This is a genomic window from Tardibacter chloracetimidivorans, from assembly GCF_001890385.1.
Taxonomy (GTDB): Bacteria; Pseudomonadota; Alphaproteobacteria; order Sphingomonadales; family Sphingomonadaceae; genus Tardibacter; species Tardibacter chloracetimidivorans.
The window spans coordinates 576,774-600,000 of sequence record NZ_CP018221.1 but is presented as its reverse complement, the minus strand read 5'-3'; the positions used below and the strand labels follow the sequence as shown (position 1 = coordinate 600,000).

Sequence of the window (23,227 nt, the reverse complement as noted above, 5' to 3'; positions counted from 1 at the left end):
AGCATCACGGCGTCGGTCGGCCCGTCCCCAAAGCTCAGGAACTGCTCGAATATTCGCTTGATCGAGGCGATGTTGGAGGCGATCACCTCATCGCTCATCAGCCTTCGGGCTTCGTCCTTGAAGCTCGGATCGCCGATCTTGCCGGTGCCGCCGCCCATCAGTACGATCGGCTTGTGCCCGGTTTGCTGAAGCCTGCGCAGCAGCATGATCTGTACCAGGCTGCCGACATGCAGCGAGGGCGCCGTCGGATCGAAGCCGATGTAGCCCGGAACGACGGATCGTTGCGCAAGCGAGTCCAAACCGCTCGCGTCGGTCATCTGATGGATGTAACCTCTCGTGGAGAGCAGGCGCAACAGGTCGGACTTGTATACGGTCATGATGGACGGGCGGTTAGCATGAGGCGGGCGGCATGAACAGCGTGCTTGCTGTGGGCATGATGTCGGGTACGTCGATGGACGGCGTTGACGCAGCGCTTGTCGAGACGGACGGCGCGGATCATGTCCGGCCCATTGATTTCCTGAGCCTGCCCTATGGCGCTGCCGAGCGTGACGCGCTGCGTCTTGCGATGGCGCGCGCGCTCTTGATGGAGGCGCCCACGGCACGGCCTGAAATCGACGAGGCCGCACGCCTGGTCGACCGACTTCATATCGAGGCGGCAACCGCCTTGCTGGAGCGGCACGGCCTGAGCGGCAGGGACGTCCATGTTATCGGCTATCACGGGCAGACGATTGCCCATCGGCCCGATCGGGGCTGGACGTGGCAGATCGGCGACGGGCAGGCGCTCGCCGATGCGCTGGGCGTGGCCGTGGTCGACGATTTCCGCACCGCCGATGTGGCGGCTGGCGGGCAGGGCGCGCCCCTGGTCCCCGTCTATCACGCCGCCCGGCTTGGCGGTGGTTTGCTCCCCGCCGTGGTGCTCAACCTGGGCGGTGTCGGGAACATCACCTTTGTCGGGGAGGATGGCCGTCTGCTGGCCTTCGACACCGGCCCCGGAAATGCGCTGATCGATGACTGGATGCAGACCGGGGCAGGGCTCGCGCACGATATGGGTGGTGCGGTGGCGGCGCAGGGCGAGATTCGCGACGATGTGCTGGGCAAGATGCTGGGCCATCCCTGGTTCGAGGTGGTCCCGCCAAAATCGCTGGACCGCCATGATTTTTCCCTTGATCCGGTGCGCGGGCTGCCGCTTGCCGATGGCGCGGCGACACTTACTGCATTTACCGCCGCCGCCGTGGCGAAGGCGATCGCCCAATGTCCGGCGCGGCCCAATGCCGTGCATGTGGCAGGCGGCGGGCGGCACAATTCCACGCTCATGGCCATGATCGGCGATCGCTGCGGCTTGTCCGTTGCCCCTGTCGAGCAGATCGGATGGAACGGCGATGCAACGGAAGCCGAGGCTTTCGGTTATCTCGCGGTGCGTCATCTCGAAGGTTTGCCGACAAGTTTTCCGGAAACCACAGGCGTTAATGCGCCGGTCAGCGGCGGCCGGGTATCAAGGCCGACTGCTTTTGGAACAAGGGGCGTGTGCGTATGATGAAAGCTCTGATGATCGCCGGTCTGGCGATCGCGGCCTTGCCTGCTGTGGCTGCAACGCCGCAGGCCTATGAGGAGCTGGACCGCACCTCATCGCTCGCCTGCCTTCGCGCGAGCGGCTTTCGGGATGCAGCCTATGCGCCTGAGCCGCTTCGCTTCAGCGACCGCATAGGCGTTGACGCCCGGCTTGTCACGGGCACCTATGCGCAGTCCGACATGAAGGGCAAGCAGGGCATGGTCCTTTGCCTCTATGACCGTAAGTCCAAGCGGGCCGAAGTCGTGGACGCCGCGCCCTGGATGTCACGCAAGCAGGTGTGGCCCGACGACGCCCCTCAAAAAAAGCGCTGAACCGTCTTTTCGGCCAATGCGGGTGAACTGGCGGCGGCAACGGCCTTGCCGATCAGGAGCAGCGCTGGCCCCTTTCCGATCGCGGTCTTCACCGCCAGTCCAAGCAGGTCCAGCCGGGTGGAAAAGCGCCTTTCCTGCGACAGGCTGGCATTTTCCACGACCATGACCGGGGTTGCCGCGTCCAGTCCCGCCTCGATCAACCGCTCAGCGACTTCGGCAGCCGCTGCCCGGCCCATATAGACGACAAGCGTCGCATCGGGGTCGGCCAGCGCCTTCCAGTCCAGATTCAGTTCCTCTCCGGCCCTTGCGTGTGCAGTGACGAACTGAAGCCGCCGCGCCATGCCGCGCAGGGTGAGCGAAATGCCGGCAGACGCCGCCGCAGCGGACGCGGCGGTGATCCCCGGCACGACATGAACCGGGACATGATGGGCGCGCAGATGCTCAATCTCTTCGGCCGATCTGCCGAAGATGGACGGATCGCCGCCTTTCAGCCGAACGACCTTTCTGCCCGCAAGCGCGGCCCCCAGCAGCAGATCGTTGATCGTCGCCTGATCGCGCGAGTGGTGGCCTGACCGCTTGCCCACGGAAACAAGCCTTGCCCCTGGGCCTGCCAGTTCCAGTATGCCCGGCCCAACCAGCGCGTCATGGAAGATGACCTCCGCCTCGCGGACCAGCCGTTCGCCCTTGCGGGTCAGCAGTTCCGGATCGCCCGGACCGGCCCCTACCAGCCAGACTTCCCCCGGTGCGATGATGCTATCAGACGGCATTGCTGATCTCCTCGGACGGTTTCAGCAATCGGGTGATGGCGGGGCGGCACGATCCGCAGTTGGTGCCTGCCTTCAGCGAGACTCCCACCTCCTCCAATGTGGTCAGCGATTCAGATGCGATGGCGGAAATGATCGTTTTCATGCCCACGTCGAAGCAGACGCAGACGATCGGTCCACGATCGGGCGCGGGCTTTGCCGGGCGTCCGGCGAGCAGGGCCAGCGGCGATGTTTCCTCGGCCGCGTCCAGCTGTCCGATCAGCCAGTCGCGCGACGGCAAGCCGCCGGACCGGGAGAGGTAAAGGGCGGCTTTCAGCCTGCCGTCGGCGAGGACTGCGATGCGCGTCTGGCCGCGCGCGGCGTCGTTCACCTCCATCCGCTCGCCTTGGGGCAGGACGGATTCGGCAAGTTTCGCCGTGTCGCCGCTGCCCGCCAGTTCGACCAGCCAACCACCCGATACCCGGGAAGAGGTCGCATAGTCGGCGGCGATGCTTGAAGGCTCGACAGCCGATACCAGAAAGCCGGTCCATTCGGTGACGAGGGGTTCGATCCGGAGCGGGGTCGACTTGAAGCCGGGCTGGCCGGAAAACGGATCGACGAGTGGCCGTGGCAGCCGGCCGGTTCGCCCGCCGGTTGACTGCTGGTCCGTCCAGTGAATGGGGACGAACGCTTCGCCGTGCCGCTGGCCGTCGCTGAGCTGGACCCGAAAGACGCTTTCGCCCTGTGCGGTGATCAGTCGCGCAAAACCGCTGTCGGCAATGCCGAGGTCGGCGGCGTCATCGGGGTGGATTTCGACCAGAGGTTCGCGGCGATGGGCGGACAGGCGGGCGCTCAGGCCAGTGCGGGTCATGGTGTGCCACTGGTCGCGGTATCTGCCGGTGTTGAGGGTGAACGGCCATTGGACGAGGGGGTCGGCAAGCTCCATCTGCCGGACCGAAACCAGTCGCGCCCTGCCGTCCCCGGTCGGGAAGCGGCCGTCGGCAAAGGGCGTGCCGCCCCAGCAGAAAGGCTCCAGCGCGTCATAATCGGGGTTGGAGATCGCGCCGTGATGGCCGATGTCGAACAGCCTCCGGCCATTGTTGCGATAGGTCGATAGCCGGGCGTGCTCGCGATATATGTCCGCCGGACGGTCATAGGCGAAGGGGCTTTTCCACCCCATGCGCCTTGCCACCTCGCTGATGATCCACCAGTCGGGCCTTGCTTCTCCGGGGTTGGCAAAGACCGGACGCTGGCGGCTGATCCGCCGCTCCGAATTGGTGACCGTGCCGTCCTTTTCCCCCCATGCCGAAGCAGGAAGAGCGACATGCGCATAAGCGAGCGTGTCGGTCCTGACCATGCAGTCGGACACCACCACGAACGGGCAGGCCGACAGCGCGTCGCGCACCGCGCCGGCATCGGGCATGCTGACGGCCGGGTTGGTCGCCATGATCCACAGCGCCTTGATCTTGCCCCGGCCGAGTTCGCGGAACAGGTCGACCGCCTTCAGCCCCGGCTTTGCGGCCATTGCCGGTGCGCTCCAGAACTGCCGGACAAGGTCGACATTGCCGGGCGCGAAATCCATGTGCGCGGCAAGGGTGGAGGCAAGCCCGCCCACCTCCCGTCCGCCCATGGCGTTCGGTTGTCCGGTGATGGAAAAGGGTGCTGCCCCCGGCTTGCCGATGCGTCCGGTCGCAAGGTGGACATTGACGATGGCGTTGACCTGATCCGTGCCGCGAATGGATTGGTTGATGCCCTGGCTGAAGAGGGTGATCGTCCGCGGATTGGCGGCAAACAGGTCAAAGAACCGGCGGAGGTCGGCGGGAGCCACGTCGCATGTGCCTGCGGTGGACCATAGATCGCGATCGGCAAGCCCGTCCCAGAACCCGTCCGGCACGCTGACGCTTTGCCCCAGAAATGCCTCGTCGATCAGGCCCTGGTCGCGGCAGTGGGCGAGCAGTCCGTTCATCAGTGCGACGTCCGTACCGGGGCGGATCGCCAGATGCAGGTCGGCATCCTCGCAGGTTTCCGTCCGGCGGGGGTCGACGACGACGAGCTTCGTGCCGCGCTGTCGCCGCGCCGCCTGGATGCGCTGGTAGACGATCGGATGGCACCAGGCGGTGTTCGATCCGACAAGGACGATCAGGTCCGCCTCATCAAGGTCGGCATAGGTAGCGGGCACCACGTCCTCGCCAAAGGCGCGGATGTGTCCTGCGACCGCGCTCGACATGCACAGGCGGGAGTTGGTGTCGATGTTGCCGCTGCCGATGAAGCCCTTCATCAGCTTGTTCGCGACATAATAATCCTCGGTCAGCAACTGGCCCGAGACGTAGAAGGCGACGCTGTCCGGCCCGTGCTCCTTGATCGTCCGGGCAAAGGTGCGGGCGACGAGATCGAGCGCCTTATCCCAGCTTGCCCGCTTGCCGCCGATCGCCGGGTGAAGCAGGCGGCCTTCCAGCCCCACCGTTTCTCCCAGATGCGTGCCCTTGGAGCACAGCCGGCCTTCATTCGCCGGATGTGCGGCATCGCCTTCGATCGTCACGGCCCGGCCGACGCCGGGCGTCGCCTTCACTCCGCAACCGACGCCGCAATAAGGGCATGTGGTGCGGACAGGCTTCATCAGGCGGCGGCCGCTAGCGCGGATGAGCGGCAGATGAGCACGCGGCCCGCGTCCACCCTAACCGGAATGACGCGGGTGCAGCCCTTGTCCTCGCCCAGCGCTTCGCCGGTAATCAGCGAAATGCGCCAGTTGTGGAGCGGGCAGGTGACGGTCGTGTCGTGGACGATGCCCTGGCTCAGCGGGCCATGTTTGTGCGGGCATTTGTCGACCAGGGCGTGAACGTCGCCATTGGCGGTGCGGAAAATCGCGATTTGCTCGCCGCCAAGGACGGGCAGGGTGCGCGCCCCAAGCGGCGGAAGCTGGTCGACCGGGCCGATGTCGAGCCAATGAGCGTTTATCATGGGTCAACGTCCTCCAACGACCGCGAACGGCCGGATTTCAGCGATGTGCTGGTGCAGTTCCTTCTCCGCGCCCGCTGCGCGCTCCGCCCAGGGGTCTTTCTGGAGATAGCTCTGCGCAAGGAGGAAGCGGGCGTGCAGCGCCTCGCGCCCCGACGCATCCTCGACGATGCGCTTCTTGATGTAGTCGAGGCCGACCCTTTCCACCCAGGGGGCGGTGCGGTCCAGATAGCGGGCTTCCTCGCGGTAGAGCTGGATGAAGGCGGCGCAATAATCGAGCGCTTCCTGCTCCGTCTCCACCTTGCACAGCAGGTCGGTGCCGCGCAGGTGGATTCCGCCGTTGCCGCCGATGTGCAGCTCATATCCGGAATCGACGCAGATCACGCCGAAATCCTTGATCGTCGCCTCGGCGCAATTGCGGGGGCAGCCGGACACGGCGATCTTGAACTTGTGCGGCATCCACGAGCCCCAGGTCATCTGCTCGGTCTTGATGCCGAGCCCGGTCGAATCCTGCGTGCCGAAGCGGCACCATTCCGATCCGACACAGGTTTTGACCGTGCGCAGCGCCTTGCCATAGGCATGGCCCGACACCATTCCGGCGGCGTTGAGATCGCCCCAGATCGCGGGCAGGTCTTCCTTCTTGATGCCGAACAGGTCCAGCCGCTGTCCGCCCGTCACCTTCACCATGCGCGCACCATATTTCTCGGCGGCGTCCGCGATGGCGCGCAGTTCCTTCGGAGTCGTCACGCCGCCCCACATGCGCGGCACGACCGAATAGGTGCCGTCCTTCTGGATGTTGGCGTGCATGCGCTCGTTGACAAAGCGGCTCTGCGGGTCTTCGACATGCTCGGCCGGCCAGGCGCAGAGCAGATAATAGTTCAGCGCGGGGCGGCAGGAATGGCAGCCGTCGGGCGTCGACCACGACAGCTCCTGCATCACCTGCGGGATGGACTTCAGCTCCTTTTCAAGGATCAGGCGGCGAACGTCCTCATGGGTGAAGCTGGTGCACTTGCACACCGTCTTTTCCGCCCGTTCGCCCGCATATTCATCGCCCAGCGTGACCGCCAGCAGGTTTTCGACAAGGCCGGTACATGAGCCGCAACTCGCCGATGCCTTGCAGCTCGCGCGAACCGCGTCCAGCGTGACGGCGCCATTCCGGATGCAGGCGACCACGCCACCCTTGGACACGCCGTTGCAGCCACAGATCTCCGCTTCGTCGGAGAGCGCCGCAACGGCCGCTTTAGGGTCCGCGTGCGCCCCTCCACCGGACGCGAAAGCCTGGCCGAAGATCAGTGCGTCGCGGATGTCCGATATGTCCTCGCCTTTTTTCAGCAGGTCGAAATACCAGTTCCCGTCGGCGGTATCGCCATAGAGCACGGCCCCCACCAGCCGGTCGTCCTTCACGACAACGCGCTTGTAGATGCCGCGCGTTGCGTCGCGCAGCACGATGTCCTCAGCACCTTCGCCGCCCGAGAAATCCCCGGCGGAAAAAACGTCGATCCCCGACACCTTCAGCTTGGTGGACGTGACCGAGCCCTGATAACCGCTGGCGGCGCCCGTGGTCAGTCCGTCCGCCAGCGATGCGCACATTTCCCATAAAGGCGCGACGAGGCCGTAGCACAGGCCGCGATGCTCGACGCATTCGCCCACCGCCGTGATCGACGGGTCGGACGTGACCATATGGTCGTCGACATGGATGCCGCGCCCGACGGCAAGGCCCGCTTCCTTGGCGAGCGCGGTGTTGGGGCGGATGCCCACCGCCATCACCACGAGATCGGCCGGGATGAGGCGGCCGTCCTTCAGCCTCACGCCTTCCACCTTGCTTTCCCCCAGGATGCATTCGGTGTCCGCACCCGTCAGGATCGTCTGCCCGCGGCCTTCAAGTGCGGTCTTCAGCAGCCAACCGGCCGCCTCGTCGAGCTGGCGTTCCATCAGCGTCGGCATCAGGTGGATGACGGTCACGTTCATGCCCCTGAGCGACAGGCCGTGCGCGGCCTCAAGGCCCAGCAGTCCGCCCCCGATCACCACCGCGTTCCGGCTCTCGTCGGCTGCGCGAAGCATTGCCGCCACATCGTCCATATCGCGGAAGGTGACGACGCCGGGCAGCTTCGCGCCGGGCACCGGAATGATGAACGGGTCCGATCCGGTCGCCAGCATCAGCCGGTCATAGCTTTCAACGCGGCCGGACCGGGACGTGAGGGTCTTCATCTCGCGGTCGATCGCCGTGACCGGATCACCGGCGATGAGGCGAATGCCGTTTTCCTCATACCAGGCGTGGTCGTTGATGACGATGTCCTCGAACGCCTTCTCGCCCGCCAGCAACGGCGAAAGCATGATGCGGTTGTAGTTCACCCGCGGTTCCGCGCCGAAGATGGTGATGCGGTAGCGGCCGCTGTCGCGCTTCAGCACTTCTTCCACCGCGCGGCAGCCAGCCATGCCGTTGCCGACCACGACCAGATGTTCGCGGGTGTCGATTCCGCCTGAAGCCATGGCGTCACCGCTCGATATTTTAGATTGAATGCCCATCAGATACGCACTCCCTGAACAGCCGCGCCCCAGGTCATCCGCCAACGCTTCTTGATTGCCGAAAGCCCGCCGAGCGCGATCAGCGCCAGACCCGCGAAGATGAGGAACCCCGGCTGGTAGCTGCCGGTCGCCTCCTTGGATAAGCCAAGGCTGGAGGCGAGATAAAAGCCGCCGATGCCGCCCGCCATGCCGACCAGGCCGGTCATCACGCCGATCTCCTGCCGGAAACGCTGCGGCACGAGCTGGAACACCGCGCCATTGCCCATGCCGAACGCGAGCATCGCAACGACGAACAGGCCCAGCGCCGCGACCGCGCTTGCAGGCGCGCTGCTCACCAGCACGAGCGCTATGGCGGCGATCACATACATCACGCTCAGCGACTTGATTCCGCCCACCTTGTCGGCGACCGCGCCGCCCAGCGGCCGGACCAGCGACCCAGCGAAGACGCATGCGGCGGTGAAATAGCCGGCGGTCACCGCGCTCAGGCCATATTGGTCGTTGAAGTAGATGGTGAGCGAGGACGACAGGCCGACAAAGCCGCCGAAGGTCACGCCGTAGAACAGCATGAACCACCAGGCGTCGCCGCTTCCCAACGGCGACAGATAGGCCGCCAGCGGCTTTGGCGCAGGTGTACCAGGCGCATCCCTGGCCATCAGCTGATAGACGGCGAGGACGATCACCAGCGGGATCACCGCCAGGCCCAGCACATTGTTCCAGCCGAAAAGCTGGGCGAGGGTGGGGGCGAACAGCGCCGCGAACACCGTGCCCGAATTGCCCATTCCGGCGATGCCAAGCGCAGTGCCCTGATGTTCGGGCGGATACCAGCGGGAGGCGAGCGGCAACGCGACCGCAAAGGACGCGCCCGCAAAACCCAGAACCACCCCGAGCGCAAGAATGCCCGCAAAGCTGTGCACCCCGAACGCCCACGCCACCGACAGTCCGGCGATGACGATCAGCTGTCCGATCGTGCCCGTCCGCTTCGGCCCGATCCGGTCGACGAGCAGTCCGTTCACCACCCGAAGCAGCGCGCCGGCAAGCGTGGGGGTGGCAACCATCAGCCCTTTTTGCGCGGGCGACAGGCCGAGGTCCGCTGAAATGGCCACGCCCAGCGGGCCGAGCAGAACCCAGACCATGAACGCAAGGTCGAAATAGAGGAAGGCGGCGATCAGCGTCGGCCTGTGGCCCGCCTCCCAGAAACTCTTCTTCATGACATTATCCAGGGTGTTGACGAAATTGCGGGGATGTTCACCCTCGCGCGTGAGCGAGGGAGGATCGTCGAATGCGGCCCAGCGGTGGCCTTAGGATTGCGAGCGGCTGGTCCAGCGAGCGGGGCAGGCGTCCCGCGAACGAGGATTATGCGGGCATCTACCTTCCCGGCGCTGGCGAACTTGCCCGCCATGGCGCGGTGGCCGCCGTCGCCGATGGAGTGGGAAGCGCAAAGGGCGGCCGTGTCGCGGCCGAACTCACCGTCCGCACCTTCATGGACGGCTATTACGCCCAGCCCGATACCATCGGCGTGCCCGCGGCGGGTGCGCGGGCGATGAACGGGGTCAACCAGTGGCTGCGCGCGCAGGGAAAGGCCGACGCCGCGCTTCAGGGAATGGCGACGACCTTCACCGCCGCAATCCTGCGGGGCCGCAGGGCGCATGTCCTTCATGTCGGCGACAGTCGTGCCTATCACTACAGTAACGGGCGGCTCGTGCGGCTGACGAGCGACCATGTGCTGCCCCAGCCCGACCTGCGGCACGTGCTCTATCGCGCGGTGGGGATAGAGGATCTGATCCGCCTCGATCATGCGAGCGTCGAGCTTGCCGTCCACGACCGGCTGCTTCTGGTCAGCGACGGGGTTCACGGCGCGCTTGACGATCGCCAGATCGCAGCGCTGCTGGCGGCGCGCGGCAATGCCGAAACCGACGCCCGCCGCATCACCGCGGCCGCGCTTGCCGCCGGTTCGCAGGACAACGCCAGCGCCGTGCTGATCGACATTTTGGACCTGCCCGCGCCCGATCACGACATCATCACCGCCGGAATGGCGCATCTGCCGATCGAAGCGCCGCCGTCGGCAGGCGACAATGTCGACGGCTTCCGGCTGGAGCAGTTGCTGGCCGACGGCCGCTATGCGCGCGTGTTCCGCGCTGTCGACAGCCAGAACGGGAGCGATGTGGTCGTCAAGTTCCCGAAGCCCGCCGTGCTTGCCGAACCGGCCATGCGCGAGGCCTTCGTCCGCGAAGCGCTGATCGGCGTTCGCGTCGCCAGCCCCTTTGTCGGTCAGGTGCTGGCCGCGGGCGAGGAGCGGCAGGGCCGCCTCTACACGGTGATGCCCTTCTATCGCGGCGAGACGCTGGCGGACCGGTTGAAGAAAACCGGCTTCATCCCCCTTCGGCAGGGATTGAAGATCGCCGTTCAGCTCACCCGCGCGGTCGTCGCGCTGCACCGGCTGGGGATCATCCATCGCGACATAAAGCCGGAAAACGTCATCGTCACCGAGGACGGCGGGCTGCGGCTGGTCGATCTCGGCGTGGCGCGGCTGCCGCGCATCGAAGACGCGCCCGGAGCCGATATTCCAGGTACGCCGGGCTATATGGCTCCCGAGATTTATGACGGGAACAGGGGCGATGAGCAGACCGACCAGTTCGCCCTTGGCGTCACCCTCGCCAGGCTGTTCGGCGGCGGCTTTCCCTATGGCGAGGCGGAGGCGTTCAGCCGCCCCCGCTTCGGGAAGCTTCGTCCGCCATCCGCAAGCCGCGACGATCTGCCCGCGTGGCTTGACGATGTCATCGCGCGGGCGGTCGCCGTCGCGCCGGCCGACCGTTTCGGCGACGCGGTGGAGATGCTGCGCGCCCTTGAAGGCGGGCCGGCGATCGTTTCCGCCAGCCCGAGCCGCTTTCGCCCGCTGATCGAGCGCGATCCGCTGCGGTTCTGGCAGATCATGTCGCTGCTTTTGGCCATGGCGCTGATCATTTCCATCGCAAGCCACGTCTGAGGCGATTTGAGGAAGCGGGCGCAAGGGAACGCGGGTCGGCACTGCACCGCCGCCCTTCTCCTTCGCTGTCGATCCCGAACCTTGCATCCAAACCGCCCCTGCATCTGAAAGCACGAAAAAAGCCGCCCCGAACGTCCTTGCGGACGGTCGAACGGCGGCTTTGCCTTTGCCTCACACCTTGGTTGAGGCCCGGATCATCCCTTCATTGGGAGATCAGGGTTATGTGATACGAACTTCCTTGTTCGTTTCTCCATAGTGCCTTGTCGGATCGACCGGCGCAAGATGTTTGTTGCAGGTGCGAGAAATCTAGCGCGGGGGCGAGGTAAGGGACGCGAGATAGCCTTCCAGATCGTCGGGGTCGAAGCGCCTGCCGTCGAAGAAGCGATCCGGCCCCAGCATCAACCGGCCGCGGAAGGTGCCGACGCCCGTCGGCACGGCGATAGACCCTTCGACCTTCTCCATCGCCCCCGGCAAGGGCGTTCCGGTATCGATCAGGGCCCGCCGGTAGATCTGCGGCTGGAAGACCTGACGCACGATCTCCAGAGCTTGCGCGTCCCATGCGGCATGGCCCCAGCGGACCATCTGCGAATAGAGCCACAGCGCCTGGCTGACCCATGGGTAATTTGCTGCGTCGCGGTAGAACAGCAGAAAGTCGGGCCGGGGCGCGTCATGTTCGCTGTTAGCGGCAAAGGCGAGCCGCCCGCTCAGCGCCCGCTCGATCAGGGACGCAGGCTTATTGAGATAACGCTCGCCGCCGATGATCTCCGCCACCTCCTGTTGACGGTCGGGATCGCCCGCGACCCGCGCCGCACGGTCCAGCGCCCGGAGCAGTGCATCGCGCCGCCCGGGATCGCCATCCGCCACGTCCGCCCGCATCGCGAGCACTTTCTCCACCCCGCGCTGCCAGATCGTGGCAGTGGTGCCGATGATCTCGGCCGCTCCGGCGTCGACCGCAAGGCTGTTCCACGGCTCTCCCACGCAGGCGCCGTGTATCTCTCCGGAGGCCAACGCCTCGCCTGTGAATGGCGGCGGGACGACGACGATATCGACGTCCTTTTCCGGGTCTATCCCGCATGCCGCAAGCCAGTAGCGAAGCATGTAGTTGTGGCTGGAAAAACGGTGGACCACGGCAAGCCGAAGCCTTGCATAGGGACGTTCGCTGATAAGCCGCGCCAGCGCGGCCCCGGTGGCCGCGGGATCGTCAACAGCTCCACCCAGCTTGCGCAGCTTCTGGGCAAGAGGGGCAAGCAGCGTAATGGCGTTGCCGTTCAGGCCCAGGCTGAACGGCGCGACCAGCTTTACCGGCGGACGGCCGAGGCCCAGCGAGGTCGCGATGGCCAGCGGCGCAAGCAGATGGGCTGCATCGGTGTGGCCGTAGATCAGCCGGTCGCGCACCGTCGCCCAGCTCTGATCGCCGATAAGCTCCAGCTTCAGGCCCTCGTCAGACGCAAAACCCAGTTCATGCGCCAATATGGGAATGGCGGCATCCACCAGCGGCAAATAGCCGATCCGCATGGTGGATGCCGTCATTGTCCGTCTCCCAGCAGTTCCTCGGCTGCGATCAGCGCGGCGGCGACTTCGCCTATGCGGCGCCCCTGGTTCATCGCGGCCTTGCGCAGCAGCGCATAGGCGGCAGGTTCGTCGATTCCCCGCCGCCGCATCAGGAGCGCCTTCGCCTTGTCGATCGCCTTTCGATCAGCCAGCGCGTTGCGGGCCTCGTTCAGTTCGTTCTGCAGGCGCGCGAATGCGTTGAAGCGGCTGACGGCGAGGTCGAGCACCGGCTTGATCCGTTCCTTTCGGAATCCATCGACGACATAGGCCGATACGCCCGCGTCGATCGCGGCCTCGATGTCTCCCGGAATGCTCTGATCGACGAACATGGCGACCGGCCGCGCCAGTGCGCGCGACACGGTGAAATATTCTTCCAGCACGTCCCGGCTGGGGTTTGAAAGGTCGATGAGGACGACATCGGCGGCCAGTGCGGCAAGCCTGGACACAAGCCCCTGCCGTTCGCTCAAGATGTGGATGTCCGACAGTCCGGCCTCTCGCAGTCCTGCCTCGATCACGGCGGCACGCGCCTTTGTCTCGTCGATGATGACGATGCGCAGCGCCGGGGTCTCCTTGTCAGCGGGTGAAGGGATCGAACATAACGCTCCATTAGGAGCGGGGCATTGGGGGATCAACGGCAAACTAGCCCGGCGTTGCGCGGCAGACTTCTTCCGCCGCAAAGCCAAGCGCACATGGGCATGGTGTTTGCCAAATTAACGAATTGTCAGCGAATGGCCCCATAATGCGAACCATAAAAAGGCGTCGCGCATGAGGAACTGCCCAAATTGCCGCAGGGAAGTCAGTGAGGAGGCCCGCTATTGCCGGGCCTGCTACACTGTGCTTCCGGAAATCGACCCGGCTGTAGTGGCGCGGGATCGCAAACGCGCGAAATTGATATCGCGATTTGTGAAACTTTCCATCATCGCCGCAGTCGGTGGCGCGGTCTGGCTCATCAAGTCCCATCCCGATCTTTTCACCACCGCTGGAGCCGCGGCTCAGCGGCAGTGGGCGGATGTGCGATCATCCGAGGAGCCCCGCCGGACGGGCAGCGCGACTGTCGAAATGGCGTCGGCTGAAGAAGGTGAATCCCGCCCATCCCATCGGCCGGTCAACAGCCCGACCGTGGTTCATAATGGTGCGGACGGCTGCGCCATAACCCAGACGGTCAGGAATGACAGCGCCGTTCCATTGTCGCCGATCGTTCTTGAGTTCACCTTTGAGAATGCAGCGGGCGAGCAGGTCGGCCGCCGATTGCGGGCAGCTTCGGACGCCGTTCTACCCGGCAGAACCGATGGACGACTTGTTTTTCAAGTGCCTTGTCCCTTGGCCTTTAGCAATGTGCGCGTGAAACCCGCCGAACCTGCTCCGGCAACCGCCGCCCTGGCGAAACCGGCTGAGACGGCAGCCGCCGAGGCCGTGCGGACGGCAATGGTCAATGCCAATCGCATTGCAGTCGAACTGCCCGGCTGGCGGCAGGAGTGCGACGGGAACAGCCCGTGTCCGCTGACCGTGTCCTTCGGCAAGGGCATGTCAGGCACCTTCATGTTCCAGAGCGCGCCCGGCGACTCCGGCGAGCTGATATCCGACGATCCCAATCTGGTTGCGTTGATCGCGCGCGGCGAACGGCCCGTGCTGAAGGTGCCGGCGGGCTTCGCGGAGGTGGGCGAGGTCGTGCTGACCGATGAGAATCTGCAGGAAAAAGACAAGGCGGGCCGGTGGCGGCGCTTTGTCCGCTGGATCAGGAATTCCCTCGGCATGGGGGCGGAGGAAGGCGCATGAACCTGTTGCCTAAAATCATGTGGAAAAAGGGTTCGCGAAGGACCGGTGGCCTTGAACGGCGGCTGCACAGGCGCGCCCTGCTTTATTGGCACAGCATCGGCCGAGGCCGGGATTTTCCTTCGGTTGCCGATTTTGATCCGCTGGCGCTGGAGGATCGTTCCGCGCATGGCTTCATGGTGGACGTCACGAACAGCGCGAGGCCGATGCTGACCCATGTCGGGCTGGTACTGAGGGACGAAGCATCTGTGAAGTCGGTCCCGATCGCTCTCGCGGACGTGGCTCCGGACACCCTGCTCGGTCAGTTCGCGGGCCGTTGGAATGAGGTTCTGGATTCGCGCAAACCGGTGGAGGCGGAATATGTTTTCGTCACCGAAGCAGGCTATCGGGTGTTTTGCCGCGGCGTCCTGCTTCCGCTGTCCTCATCGGTTTCCGAAATCGATCACATCTATGGCGTGATCAGCTGGAAAAGCGAGAAGCTGTTCGCAAATGATTGACGACCCTTCAGGGCGTGTTGTGGCGTAGCGATTTTTAACCAGTTTCTAACCGGCGGCCTGAATAGTGCGTCGGTAATCCCGATGGAGAAACCGTGTCGGCACCACGCCTGGAATATCGTCGGCGCAAGCTGATCCTGCGGGGCGGCGGGCAGCCGACCGCCGGCCAGAACGAGTGGCAGGTTGCAGTGCCGAGCCGGTCCGTGGCCCTTCAACTGGGCCTTTACATGCTCTGCCTGTTCGGGCTTGCGCTCTGGCGTGCGATAGAACTCAGGTCCACTCCAGGCATCGTCATCGAACTCCTGCTCTACGGCGGCATCGCCGCGCTGCTCGGCTCTGTGTTGTGTGTCGCGCTCAGCCAGCGTCAGGGCGAAAGCTCCAGGCGTGACGCCGGGCAGATGCAGCTTCTTGCGGTCCTGGGGGCGGTTGGCGCGTTGCTGCTGCTCAACAGCCCCTTGTCCAGCCCGGAAATCCGCCTCTGGATCGCGCTCTGCTCGCTGACCATCGCGGGCGCGGCATGTTTTCTCCATGCGCCCTGCGCGGCCGGCAGCTATGCCGCGATCGTCCTGCTCGGAACGATCATCTCGCATGCGAGGCTCGGCTGGCCGGGAGCTGTTCTGGGCTTGGCCGCGGCGGCGATGGTGGTTGCCGTCGCGCGGGTCCAGGCCGCCGCATTCCAGCAGAGCATCAGGAAGGCGCGCGAGACGGAGGAGCGGGCGCGCACCGCCCAGGCTGTCTTGCGCAGCTTTGAGGAAAGCGGAAGCAACTGGCTGTGGGAATCGGACGAGTCAGGCTGTCTCGCCTATGTCTCGCCGCAGTTCGGCGAGCTTTTGGGGCAGGATCATCAGAGCCTGGTCGGAAAGAAGCTGGTCGACCTGTTCCGTCCCCATATGGGGTCCGGCGATCATAAATCGGGCTTGCCCATCCTTGAGTTCAACCTTGCCGCCCGGCTGGTCTTTCGGGAAGTGATTCTGCCGGTGAGGGTGGACGGGAACCAGCGCTGGCTTTCTCTGTCAGGCGGTCCGCTCTTTGACGCGCGCAATCAGTTCGTCGGCTACAGCGGTATCGGCGCGGACCTGACCGACGCCCGGCGGTCGGAGAACCAGGCCCGGCAGCTTGCACTTTTCGACACGCTCACCGGGCTCGCGAACAGGGCGCATTTCCACGATACGCTTGACGATCTGCTGGAGCGTTCAAAGAAGCGGCTTTCCCCCTGCGTGCTGCTCTTCATCGATCTCGACCGGTTCAAGCTGGTGAACGACACGCTTGGTCATCCCGTGGGGGACGAGTTGTTGCGCGCGGTCGCCGGCAGGATCGAAAACGTCATCAAGGACAAGGGGCGGGCAGGCCGGCTGGGCGGCGACGAGTTCGTCGTGGTCATCACCGAAACGGCGAACCGGACAGCCATATCCAATCTTGCCGCCCGGCTGATCTCTGATCTGTCGGCGCCTTATATGGTGGGCGATTCACAGATCATCATCGGCGCTTCCATCGGCATCGCGACCGGCCCGCACGAAGGTGCGACCAGCGATGACCTGCTCCGGCATGCGGACCTTGCGCTTTATGCCGCCAAACAGGCGGGGAGGGGCGCCTATCGCTTTTATGAAGCGTCGATGCGGACTGCAGCGGAAACCCGCCGGTCACTGGAAATGGACCTGCGCGGGGCATTGGCGAGCGATCAACTGCAGGTGGTCTATCAGCCGATATTCGACGTGCAGCAAGACCGGCTTGCGGGCTTTGAAGCGCTGCTGCGCTGGAGTCATCCGGTGCGCGGCATGGTTTCGCCCGAACAGTTCATTCCTATCGCCGAGGAATCCGGCCTGATCTCGTCGCTTGGCGAATGGGTGCTGCGGACGGCCTGCATGGAGGCGGGACAATGGCCGGAGCATATCCGGATCGCGGTCAATCTTTCGCCAGTGCAATTCTATAATACCGGCCTTTCAAGCACGGTGATGAGCGCGCTTGCGAGCAGCCAGATCACGCCTGACCGGGTGGAGCTTGAGATTACCGAAGGCGTGTTCCTTCAGGAGACCAACACCACCCGGCTGACCTTGCAGCAGCTGCACGAAATGGGCGTTCGGCTCGCGCTCGACGATTTCGGCACCGGCTATTCCTCGCTGGGCTATCTGCGCAAGGCGTCGTTCAGCAAGATCAAGATCGACCGGTCTTTCATCCGGGGCATCGACAGCCCGGACGGGGAGAATGTACCGATCGTGCGGGCGGTGGTTGCGCTGGCGGACAGTCTTGGCATGATCACCACTGCCGAAGGCGCTGAAACGCCGGAGGAGATCCACGCCTTGCGCAACATCGGCTGCACGCAGGTTCAGGGCTTCGCCTATGGCAAGCCGATGAGCTATGAGGCGGCAAGCGCCCTGGTGGCGTCGATGGAAAGCGGAACCGGCCATGCCATTCTCAAGCCGCGCGAGACCCGCGTTTCGATGTTCCGCGCCGCGCGCCTGATTGCGGACGACATCGAATATCCCGCGGTCATTCGCAATCTGTCTGCCGGCGGCGTGATGGCGGAGGCCGAAGCCCCGCTGAAGCTGGGCATGGAAGTGAGGCTTGCCATTCCCAATTTCGGCGAACTGGAGGGTGCTGTCCGATGGATACAGGGCGCGCGGGCGGGCATTCTTTTCAACGAAAAGATCGAGTTCGAGGCCGTGAAGAACTTCACCAGGAAAAAGAAGAGGCCGGCCACGGCAGAGGGTGCACCCGCCAAGCCGCCACTCCCGGCGGCCCAGCAGATGGCGGCTGAGCAACCACGGCGGCGCAGGAAATCCGCCTCCCGCTGAGGCGGTTCACATCAGTGAAAATCGCGCGATTTCGGCAGAATGCGGACATCTCGCGGATGGCGTGCGTGGACCGGATGCGCGAACACATCGGCCGGTAACGGGGGAAGAGGCGGCGCTGCGTCCCCCAGCCGGTCGAGCAGGTGGGTGAAATCGTGCACCCGGCTTGCGATCAGGTGAACCACATTCTCGGGGCTGCGCTGCACCTCACCTTCCACCATCATCAGCCGTGCGGCCATCACGGGGCGGCGGTAAAGCTCGAACAGCCGCGCCCAGACCAGGACATTGGTGATACCGGTCTCGTCTTCCAGCGTGACGAAAATCGCATTGCCCTTGCCGGGACGCTGGCGGATGAGGACGACACCGGCGGACCGCACCTTCGCGCCTGACTTCGCTTCCTGCGTTTCCGCGCAGCTCAAAATACCCTGTTCCCGCAGATGATCGCGAAGAAAGGTCATCGGATGATCCTTCAACGACAGCCGCACGGTCTGGTAATCGGCGACCACTTCCTCTGACGGGAGCATGGCGGGCAGCGCCATATCGGGCTCGACGCCAAGCTCGCGGGCGCGCGCGGCGGCGAACAGGGGCAGTTCGGAACCGGGCGTGCGGCGCGCCTCCCACAGCGCCTCCCGCCGCGACAGCGCAAGCGAGCCGAATGCGTCGGCGTCCGCCAGCAGGCGAAGCGCGCGCTGCGGCGGGTTCGCGCGGCGTGCCAGCGCTTCCACGCTGTCGAACCGGCCATGGGCTTCCCGCTCCAGCGCCAGCGTGTCGGCCCAGTCCTGCCGAAAGCCGTCGATCTGCCGAAAGCCCAGGCGCAGCGCGAGCCGGCCTCTGTCATCCCGTTCAAGGCTGTTGTCCCAGATGCTTGCGTTGATGTCGGCGGGGCGCGCCTCGACGCCGTGATTCCGGACATCGCGGACGATCTGGGCAGGCGCGTAAAAGCCCATCGGCTGGGAATTGAGGAGCGCGCAGGCGAAAACCGCCGGATGGTGGCATTTTATCCATGACGAGACATAGACCAGCCGTGCGAACGACAGCGCGTGGCTTTCGGGAAAGCCATAGGAGCCGAAGCCCTCGATCTGATTGAAGCAGCGCGCGGCGAATTCGGCGTCATAACCGCGCGAGACCATGCCGGTGACCATCTTCTCGCGAAACTGGTGGATGGTGCCTGCGTTGCGGAATGTCGCCATCGCCCGCCTGAGTTGGTTGGCTTCGGCCGGGGTGAAGCCGGCGGCGACGATCGCCAGCTTCATCGCCTGTTCCTGAAACAGCGGCACGCCGAAGGTCTCGCCCAGCAGGGTCTTCAGCTCATCGGGGTCATGGGGCGGGGCGGGTGAGGGATACTCCACCTTTTCCAGCCCGTTCCGCCGCCTCAGATAGGGGTGGACCATATCCCCTTCGATCGGGCCGGGCCGGACGATCGCAACCTGGATCGTCAGGTCATAGAGCGAACGCGGCTTGAGCCGGGGCAGCATGTTGATCTGCGCCCGGCTTTCCACCTGAAACACGCCGATGCTGTCGCCCTTGCACAGCATGTCGTAGACCGCCGGATCGCCGGCATCGATGTCAACGCCGAGATCATGGTCGCCAAGGCCGTGCGCGCGCATCAGCTCGAAGGACTTGCGGATGCAGGTGAGCATGCCCAGCGCCAGCACATCCACCTTCATCAGCCCCAGCGCGTCGATATCGTCCTTGTCCCATTCGATGAAGGTTCGGTCCTTCATTGCTCCATTGTGAATCGGTACCGTCTCGTCGAGCCGGTGTTCCGTCAGGACGAAGCCGCCGACATGCTGCGAGAGGTGGCGTGGAAAGGTGAGTATCTCGCCCACGAAGCGCTTCAATTGCGCGATCCGGGGGTTGTCGGGATCGAACCCCGCTTCGGCATAGCGGCGTTCCTCCATGTCGTTGCCATGGTTGCCCCAGACCGTGCTCGCAAGCCGCGCGGTCACATCCTCCGAAAGGCCCAGCGCCTTGCCGATCTCGCGAAGCGCGCTGCGGGGGCGGTAATGGATGACGGTGGCTGCAATGCCCGCGCGGTTGCGGCCATAGCGTGCATAGACATATTGCATCACCTCCTCGCGCCGTTCGTGCTCGAAATCGACGTCGATGTCGGGCGGCTCGCCCCGATCCTCGGACACGAAGCGGGAAAAGAGCAGGTCGTGCTGCAACGGGTCGACCGATGTGACGCCAAGCAGGAAGCAGACGATAGAATTGGCGGCCGATCCGCGTCCCTGGCACAGGATCGGCGGCTCCCGCGACCGCGCGAAGCGCACCAGATCATGCACGGTCAGGAAATAACAGGCATAGTTCTGCCTGGCGATGAGGGTGAACTCCTCATCCAGCATCCGCTTCACCTTGTCGGGCAGTTCGGCCCCATAGCGGGCACGGGCGGCCTGCGTCACGATATGCTCCAGCCAGCTCTGCGGCTCCCAGCCTTCGGGCACCGGCTCATGCGGATATTCATAGCGCAGATCGTCAAGCGTGAAGCCGATGCGGGAGAGGAAGCCGGTGGTTTCGGCAACCGCCTGAGGGCAGTCGCGGAACAGGCGGGCCATCTCGGCGGGTGGTTTCAGGTGGCGTTCGGCATTGGCGGCCAGCCTTCGCCCCGCCTGCGCGATACTGGTCTTTTCACGGATGCAGGTGAGGATGTCGTGCAGCGGCCGCTGGGCAGGCGTTGCGTAAAGCACGTCGTTGGTCGCGATCAGCGGCACGCGCATTTCAGCGCCCAATCGCATCAGTCGGGCAAGCCTGCGACGATCGTCTCCTCGCCGGAGCATGGAGGCGCCAAGCCATAGTCGGCCGGGACAGGCGGCGCGCAGCCGGTCGATTGCCCCCGCGTCGTCATCCCCGGCCATCACGATCAGCAGCAGGTCTTCGCAATGGCCGAGCAGGTCATCCAGATGCAGAATGCATTCGCCCTTTTTGGCTCTCAGGTTTCCGGTCGTCAGAAGCCGGGTGAGCCTGCCCCATCCAAAGCGCGTGGCCGGATAGGCGATGATGTCGGGCGTGCCGTCGGCGAACGCCAGCCGGGCGCCCGTCGCAAGGCGAAAGTCGAAATCGGGCAGGCCGTCTTCCTTCGCCTGCTCGCGCGCTTTCCTCAACGCCACATGCGCCCGCACCACGCCTGCCACCGTGTTGCGGTCGGCGATGCCGATGCCCTGCAATCCAAGGGAAATCGCCTGCGCCACCATGTCCGCCGGTTGCGACGCCCCCCCCAGGAAGGAGAAATTGGTGGCGGCCGCCAGTTCGGCGAAACCGGTCATGCGAACAGCCCATGCACATACCAGCGCGGATGCTCTCTCTCCCGGTCTTGCAGGCCATTGCGGAACACCCAGAAACGGCGGCCGCGCACATCCTCCAAACGATAATAATCGCGGGTCGGCCGCTCGTCCTGACCCGGCCGCCACCATTCCGGCGCGATCCGCTCCGGCCCTTCGAAGCGGGCGATGTCATGCATGCTCCGCCGCCACCGGAAGCGGCGGGGCGGGCCGTCGGGCGCTTCGGCGATCACTTCGATCGGCTGGGGCGGATCGAACAGGTGAATGGGGCGAAGCGGAGGCTCGCCGGGTTGTGGGGTCGTCCAGCCCGAGGGTGAAGGCGCAGGCGCTTCGACCGCGGGAAGGGCAAGCGCGGCCTGTTCGGGAATATGGGTGTCGCGCGGTACGAGGCGGCGCAATCGTCCACGTCCCAGCCGCGTGCTGAGCTTGTCGACAAGATTGGCCATCGCTTCTTCGTTCAGCGAGCCGCCTTCAAGCTGGAGCTGGCTGGGAGCGAGCGGTTCCACCATCGGCACCGACAGGCGGATCATGTCGAAGCCGAAACCGGGGTCGAGCGGGTCGGCAAGCGTTTCCACCCGCTCGCGGAACAGGCGCGCCAGCAGGGCGGGGTCGCGGCAGGGCAGGCCCGTTTCCACCGCCAGGTCGCGCATGTCCCCATCGCTGCGGAACAGCCGGGCAATGAAGCGGCGGCCGCCCTTGCGCCTCTCCTCCAGCGCCTGCGCGGCTTCTTCCGTCAGTTCGTCGATTGCGCGAAGCGCATCGCCGGTTCGGCCGATCGGCTCGGCGAAGCGGCGTTCAAAGAACAGGGCGGGCAGGGGGCGTCTCGGGGTGATGCGGCTGTCCGTCAGCCCCAGCACAAGCGCCAGCATGTTGGTCGCATCCTCCCCGAAACGGGCGGCCAGCGGCGTTGCGGGCCGGGCGGCGAGATCGCCGATGCTTTTCAGCCCCGCCCGGCGCAAGGCCATTTCCGTCTCGGGCTCCAGCCGCAGCGCCGCCACCGGCAGACGGCGCAGGGCCGCATCCTCGCTTGCGGCGGGCGCGGACTGGAAACGGGCAAGCGCCTGCGCGCCTTCGGGCGTCGCGGCAATGGCGTGGCGCAGATGAGAGGCCCGGCGCTGCATCCGCGCCTCGATATCTGCCGCCAGACCAGCTTCCCCGCCGAACAGATGCGCGCAGCCGGTGATGTCCAGCGTCAGCCCATCGGGCGGGTCGATCGCCACCATCGGGGTATAGCGGTCGCAATCGTCGGAAAGCCGCTCCAGAAAGCTCTGGTCGGCGCCGGGATCGGCGTCGAACACTTGCAATTCCGGCACCCGGGCGCGGGCATCGGCCAGGGCAAGGCCGGGCGTCAGTCCAAGTGCCAGCGCATCGGGGCAAGGTTGGGCAATGCGGATCGCGCCGCGCACTTTCTCGACCAGCGCAAAGGGTGCGTCACCCGGTACGGCGGAACGGAATGACTTCGTCCGCACCAGCCGGTCCACGGACAGGAAGGAGAACCACAGCGCCAGATAGCGCCGGCCTGTCCCTGTTCCTGTCGCGGAAGATTGTCTGTTCACGATCCCACTCCACTTGCCAGACACCGCCCGCAGGCCGGCCGCGCTGACGCAGCAGTTCCACCTCCATCGCCGGATGGCCGGGCGCATTGGCCTCCAGCGGCAGTGACGGCGCGGACCGCACCGCCCAGCGGGTGTGGGCCGTGCTCGGCGCTGGCAGGGCCGAAACCCTGAGCAGCAGGACGGTGACGCCCGATGTTTCCGCCGCCAGCGCCAGCCGCCTGCTTGCCGTCAGGTCCAGTTGTCGGGGATTGCGCCACAGCTCGACCACGGCGACGCCCGCTTCCGGGCAGCGCACGACATCTGCCGCGGCGCGCAGCACCGCCAGCGGATCGGGCAGCAGACCCAGGATCAGCCGCGCGGGGTCGATTCCGATTTCACGCAATCCCGGCGCATGGAGGCCGCCCGCCTGCCGTTCCACCCGTTCCTCGCGCAGCCAGATGATCCCGCCGCCCAGCATCTGCGCCAGCATGGAGGCAAAGCCCGCCGCGCTGCCTGCGTCGTCGGGCTCGGCCGCGAACACTTCATGCAGCCGCCCGCGCGGCAGCCCGCCTCCCAGCGCCCGGTCGATGCCCGGATGGCCGGTGGCGGCGACAGCTATCCCTTTCTTCGGAAGCGGACGCTCGATGGCGGCGATCTGCCTGCGAAGCCGATGAAGGGGATGGGCCGAATCCAACATTCGTTCACTATATGTTCTTTTT

At 65.3% G+C, this 23,227-nt stretch carries 17 protein-coding genes (1 of these 17 running past the window's edge); 6 read left to right on the top strand and 11 right to left on the bottom strand.

Translation table 11 applies throughout. The features are described 5' to 3' along the window. On the bottom strand, positions 1–377 hold the 5' end (the start) of the coding sequence (tyrS, locus tag BSL82_RS03040; RefSeq protein ID WP_072595980.1) for a tyrosine--tRNA ligase. The gene continues 850 nt to the left of window position 1, outside the view; only the first 377 of its 1,227 coding nucleotides appear in the window; its start codon is at positions 375–377; its stop codon lies off the left edge, out of view. A gap of 32 nt (positions 378–409) precedes the next feature. On the opposite strand from tyrS, the gene BSL82_RS03035 reads away from it, so the two are divergent. Together BSL82_RS03035 and BSL82_RS03030 are read left to right on the top strand one after the other, a co-directional pair. Further along, positions 410–1,534, top strand: coding sequence for an anhydro-N-acetylmuramic acid kinase (locus BSL82_RS03035; RefSeq protein WP_072595979.1), 1,125 nt, complete (start codon positions 410–412; stop codon positions 1,532–1,534). Next, positions 1,531–1,881: a hypothetical protein gene (locus BSL82_RS03030; protein WP_072595978.1), complete on the top strand. Its 351-nt coding sequence runs from the start codon at positions 1,531–1,533 to the stop codon at positions 1,879–1,881. Before BSL82_RS03035 ends, BSL82_RS03030 begins: the two co-directional genes overlap by 4 nt. Here the strand turns inward: BSL82_RS03030 and cobA are convergent. The 5 genes from cobA to BSL82_RS03005 are packed head-to-tail and all read right to left on the bottom strand — an operon-like array spanning position 1,866 to position 9,313. Further along, on the bottom strand, positions 1,866–2,648 hold the full coding sequence (cobA, locus tag BSL82_RS03025) for a uroporphyrinogen-III C-methyltransferase (RefSeq protein WP_072595977.1): 783 nt from the start codon (positions 2,646–2,648) through the stop codon (positions 1,866–1,868). The two genes, BSL82_RS03030 and cobA, sit on opposite strands and share 16 nt — an antisense overlap. Continuing rightward, on the bottom strand, positions 2,638–5,241 hold the full coding sequence (locus BSL82_RS03020) for a nitrate reductase (protein ID WP_072595976.1): 2,604 nt from the start codon (positions 5,239–5,241) through the stop codon (positions 2,638–2,640). The genes cobA and BSL82_RS03020 overlap by 11 nt, the downstream gene beginning before the upstream one ends. Then, entirely contained in the window at positions 5,241–5,582 is a 342-nt protein-coding gene (gene nirD, locus BSL82_RS03015; RefSeq protein WP_072595975.1) for a nitrite reductase small subunit NirD, read from the bottom strand. Before nirD ends, BSL82_RS03020 begins: the two co-directional genes overlap by 1 nt. 3 nt (positions 5,583–5,585) lie before the next feature. After that, complete coding sequence (gene nirB / locus BSL82_RS03010; RefSeq protein WP_226998604.1) at positions 5,586–8,069, bottom strand: nitrite reductase large subunit NirB; 2,484 nt, start codon at positions 8,067–8,069, stop codon at positions 5,586–5,588. Positions 8,070–8,104: 35 nt separating this feature from the next. After that, complete coding sequence (locus tag BSL82_RS03005) at positions 8,105–9,313, bottom strand: nitrate/nitrite transporter (protein ID WP_072595973.1); 1,209 nt, start codon at positions 9,311–9,313, stop codon at positions 8,105–8,107. A 71-nt stretch (positions 9,314–9,384) separates the two neighbouring features. On the opposite strand from BSL82_RS03005, the gene BSL82_RS03000 reads away from it, so the two are divergent. Further along, a complete protein-coding gene (locus tag BSL82_RS03000) occupies positions 9,385–11,088 on the top strand; it encodes a bifunctional protein-serine/threonine kinase/phosphatase (RefSeq protein ID WP_072595972.1) in 1,704 nt (567 codons plus the stop codon). A gap of 306 nt (positions 11,089–11,394) precedes the next feature. On the opposite strand, the gene BSL82_RS02995 is transcribed toward BSL82_RS03000, so the two are convergent. After that, the gene (locus BSL82_RS02995; protein ID WP_072595971.1) at positions 11,395–12,618 is read right to left on the bottom strand and encodes a CmpA/NrtA family ABC transporter substrate-binding protein; all 1,224 of its coding nucleotides are present in this window, start codon (positions 12,616–12,618) and stop codon (positions 11,395–11,397) included. Then, entirely contained in the window at positions 12,615–13,196 is a 582-nt protein-coding gene (locus tag BSL82_RS02990) for an ANTAR domain-containing response regulator (RefSeq protein WP_072598567.1), read from the bottom strand. Before BSL82_RS02990 ends, BSL82_RS02995 begins: the two co-directional genes overlap by 4 nt. A gap of 346 nt (positions 13,197–13,542) precedes the next feature. Here BSL82_RS02990 and BSL82_RS02985 point away from each other — a divergent pair, with 346 nt between their 5' ends. From BSL82_RS02985 to BSL82_RS02975, 3 genes are all read left to right on the top strand, one after another. Beyond that, positions 13,543–14,415, top strand: a complete 873-nt coding sequence (locus BSL82_RS02985) for a hypothetical protein (RefSeq protein ID WP_158010641.1) — start codon at positions 13,543–13,545, stop codon at positions 14,413–14,415. Then, the gene (locus tag BSL82_RS02980; RefSeq protein WP_072595969.1) at positions 14,412–14,909 is read left to right on the top strand and encodes a PAS domain-containing protein; all 498 of its coding nucleotides are present in this window, start codon (positions 14,412–14,414) and stop codon (positions 14,907–14,909) included. Before BSL82_RS02985 ends, BSL82_RS02980 begins: the two co-directional genes overlap by 4 nt. Before the next feature lie 92 nt (positions 14,910–15,001). Beyond that, positions 15,002–17,698: an EAL domain-containing protein gene (locus BSL82_RS02975; RefSeq protein WP_072595968.1), complete on the top strand. Its 2,697-nt coding sequence runs from the start codon at positions 15,002–15,004 to the stop codon at positions 17,696–17,698. Positions 17,699–17,709: 11 nt separating this feature from the next. Here the strand turns inward: BSL82_RS02975 and BSL82_RS02970 are convergent, their stop codons facing one another. Genes BSL82_RS02970 through BSL82_RS02960 form a run of 3 tightly spaced genes read right to left on the bottom strand, consistent with a single transcriptional unit; the run spans position 17,710 to position 23,205 of the window. Beyond that, the gene (locus BSL82_RS02970; protein WP_072595967.1) at positions 17,710–20,958 is read right to left on the bottom strand and encodes an error-prone DNA polymerase; all 3,249 of its coding nucleotides are present in this window, start codon (positions 20,956–20,958) and stop codon (positions 17,710–17,712) included. Beyond that, a complete protein-coding gene (locus BSL82_RS02965; RefSeq protein WP_443081401.1) occupies positions 20,955–22,481 on the bottom strand; it encodes a Y-family DNA polymerase in 1,527 nt (508 codons plus the stop codon). The genes BSL82_RS02970 and BSL82_RS02965 overlap by 4 nt, the downstream gene beginning before the upstream one ends. Further along, positions 22,405–23,205, bottom strand: a complete 801-nt coding sequence (locus BSL82_RS02960) for an ImuA family protein (RefSeq protein WP_072595965.1) — start codon at positions 23,203–23,205, stop codon at positions 22,405–22,407. Before BSL82_RS02960 ends, BSL82_RS02965 begins: the two co-directional genes overlap by 77 nt. Positions 23,206–23,227 lie beyond the last annotated feature (22 nt).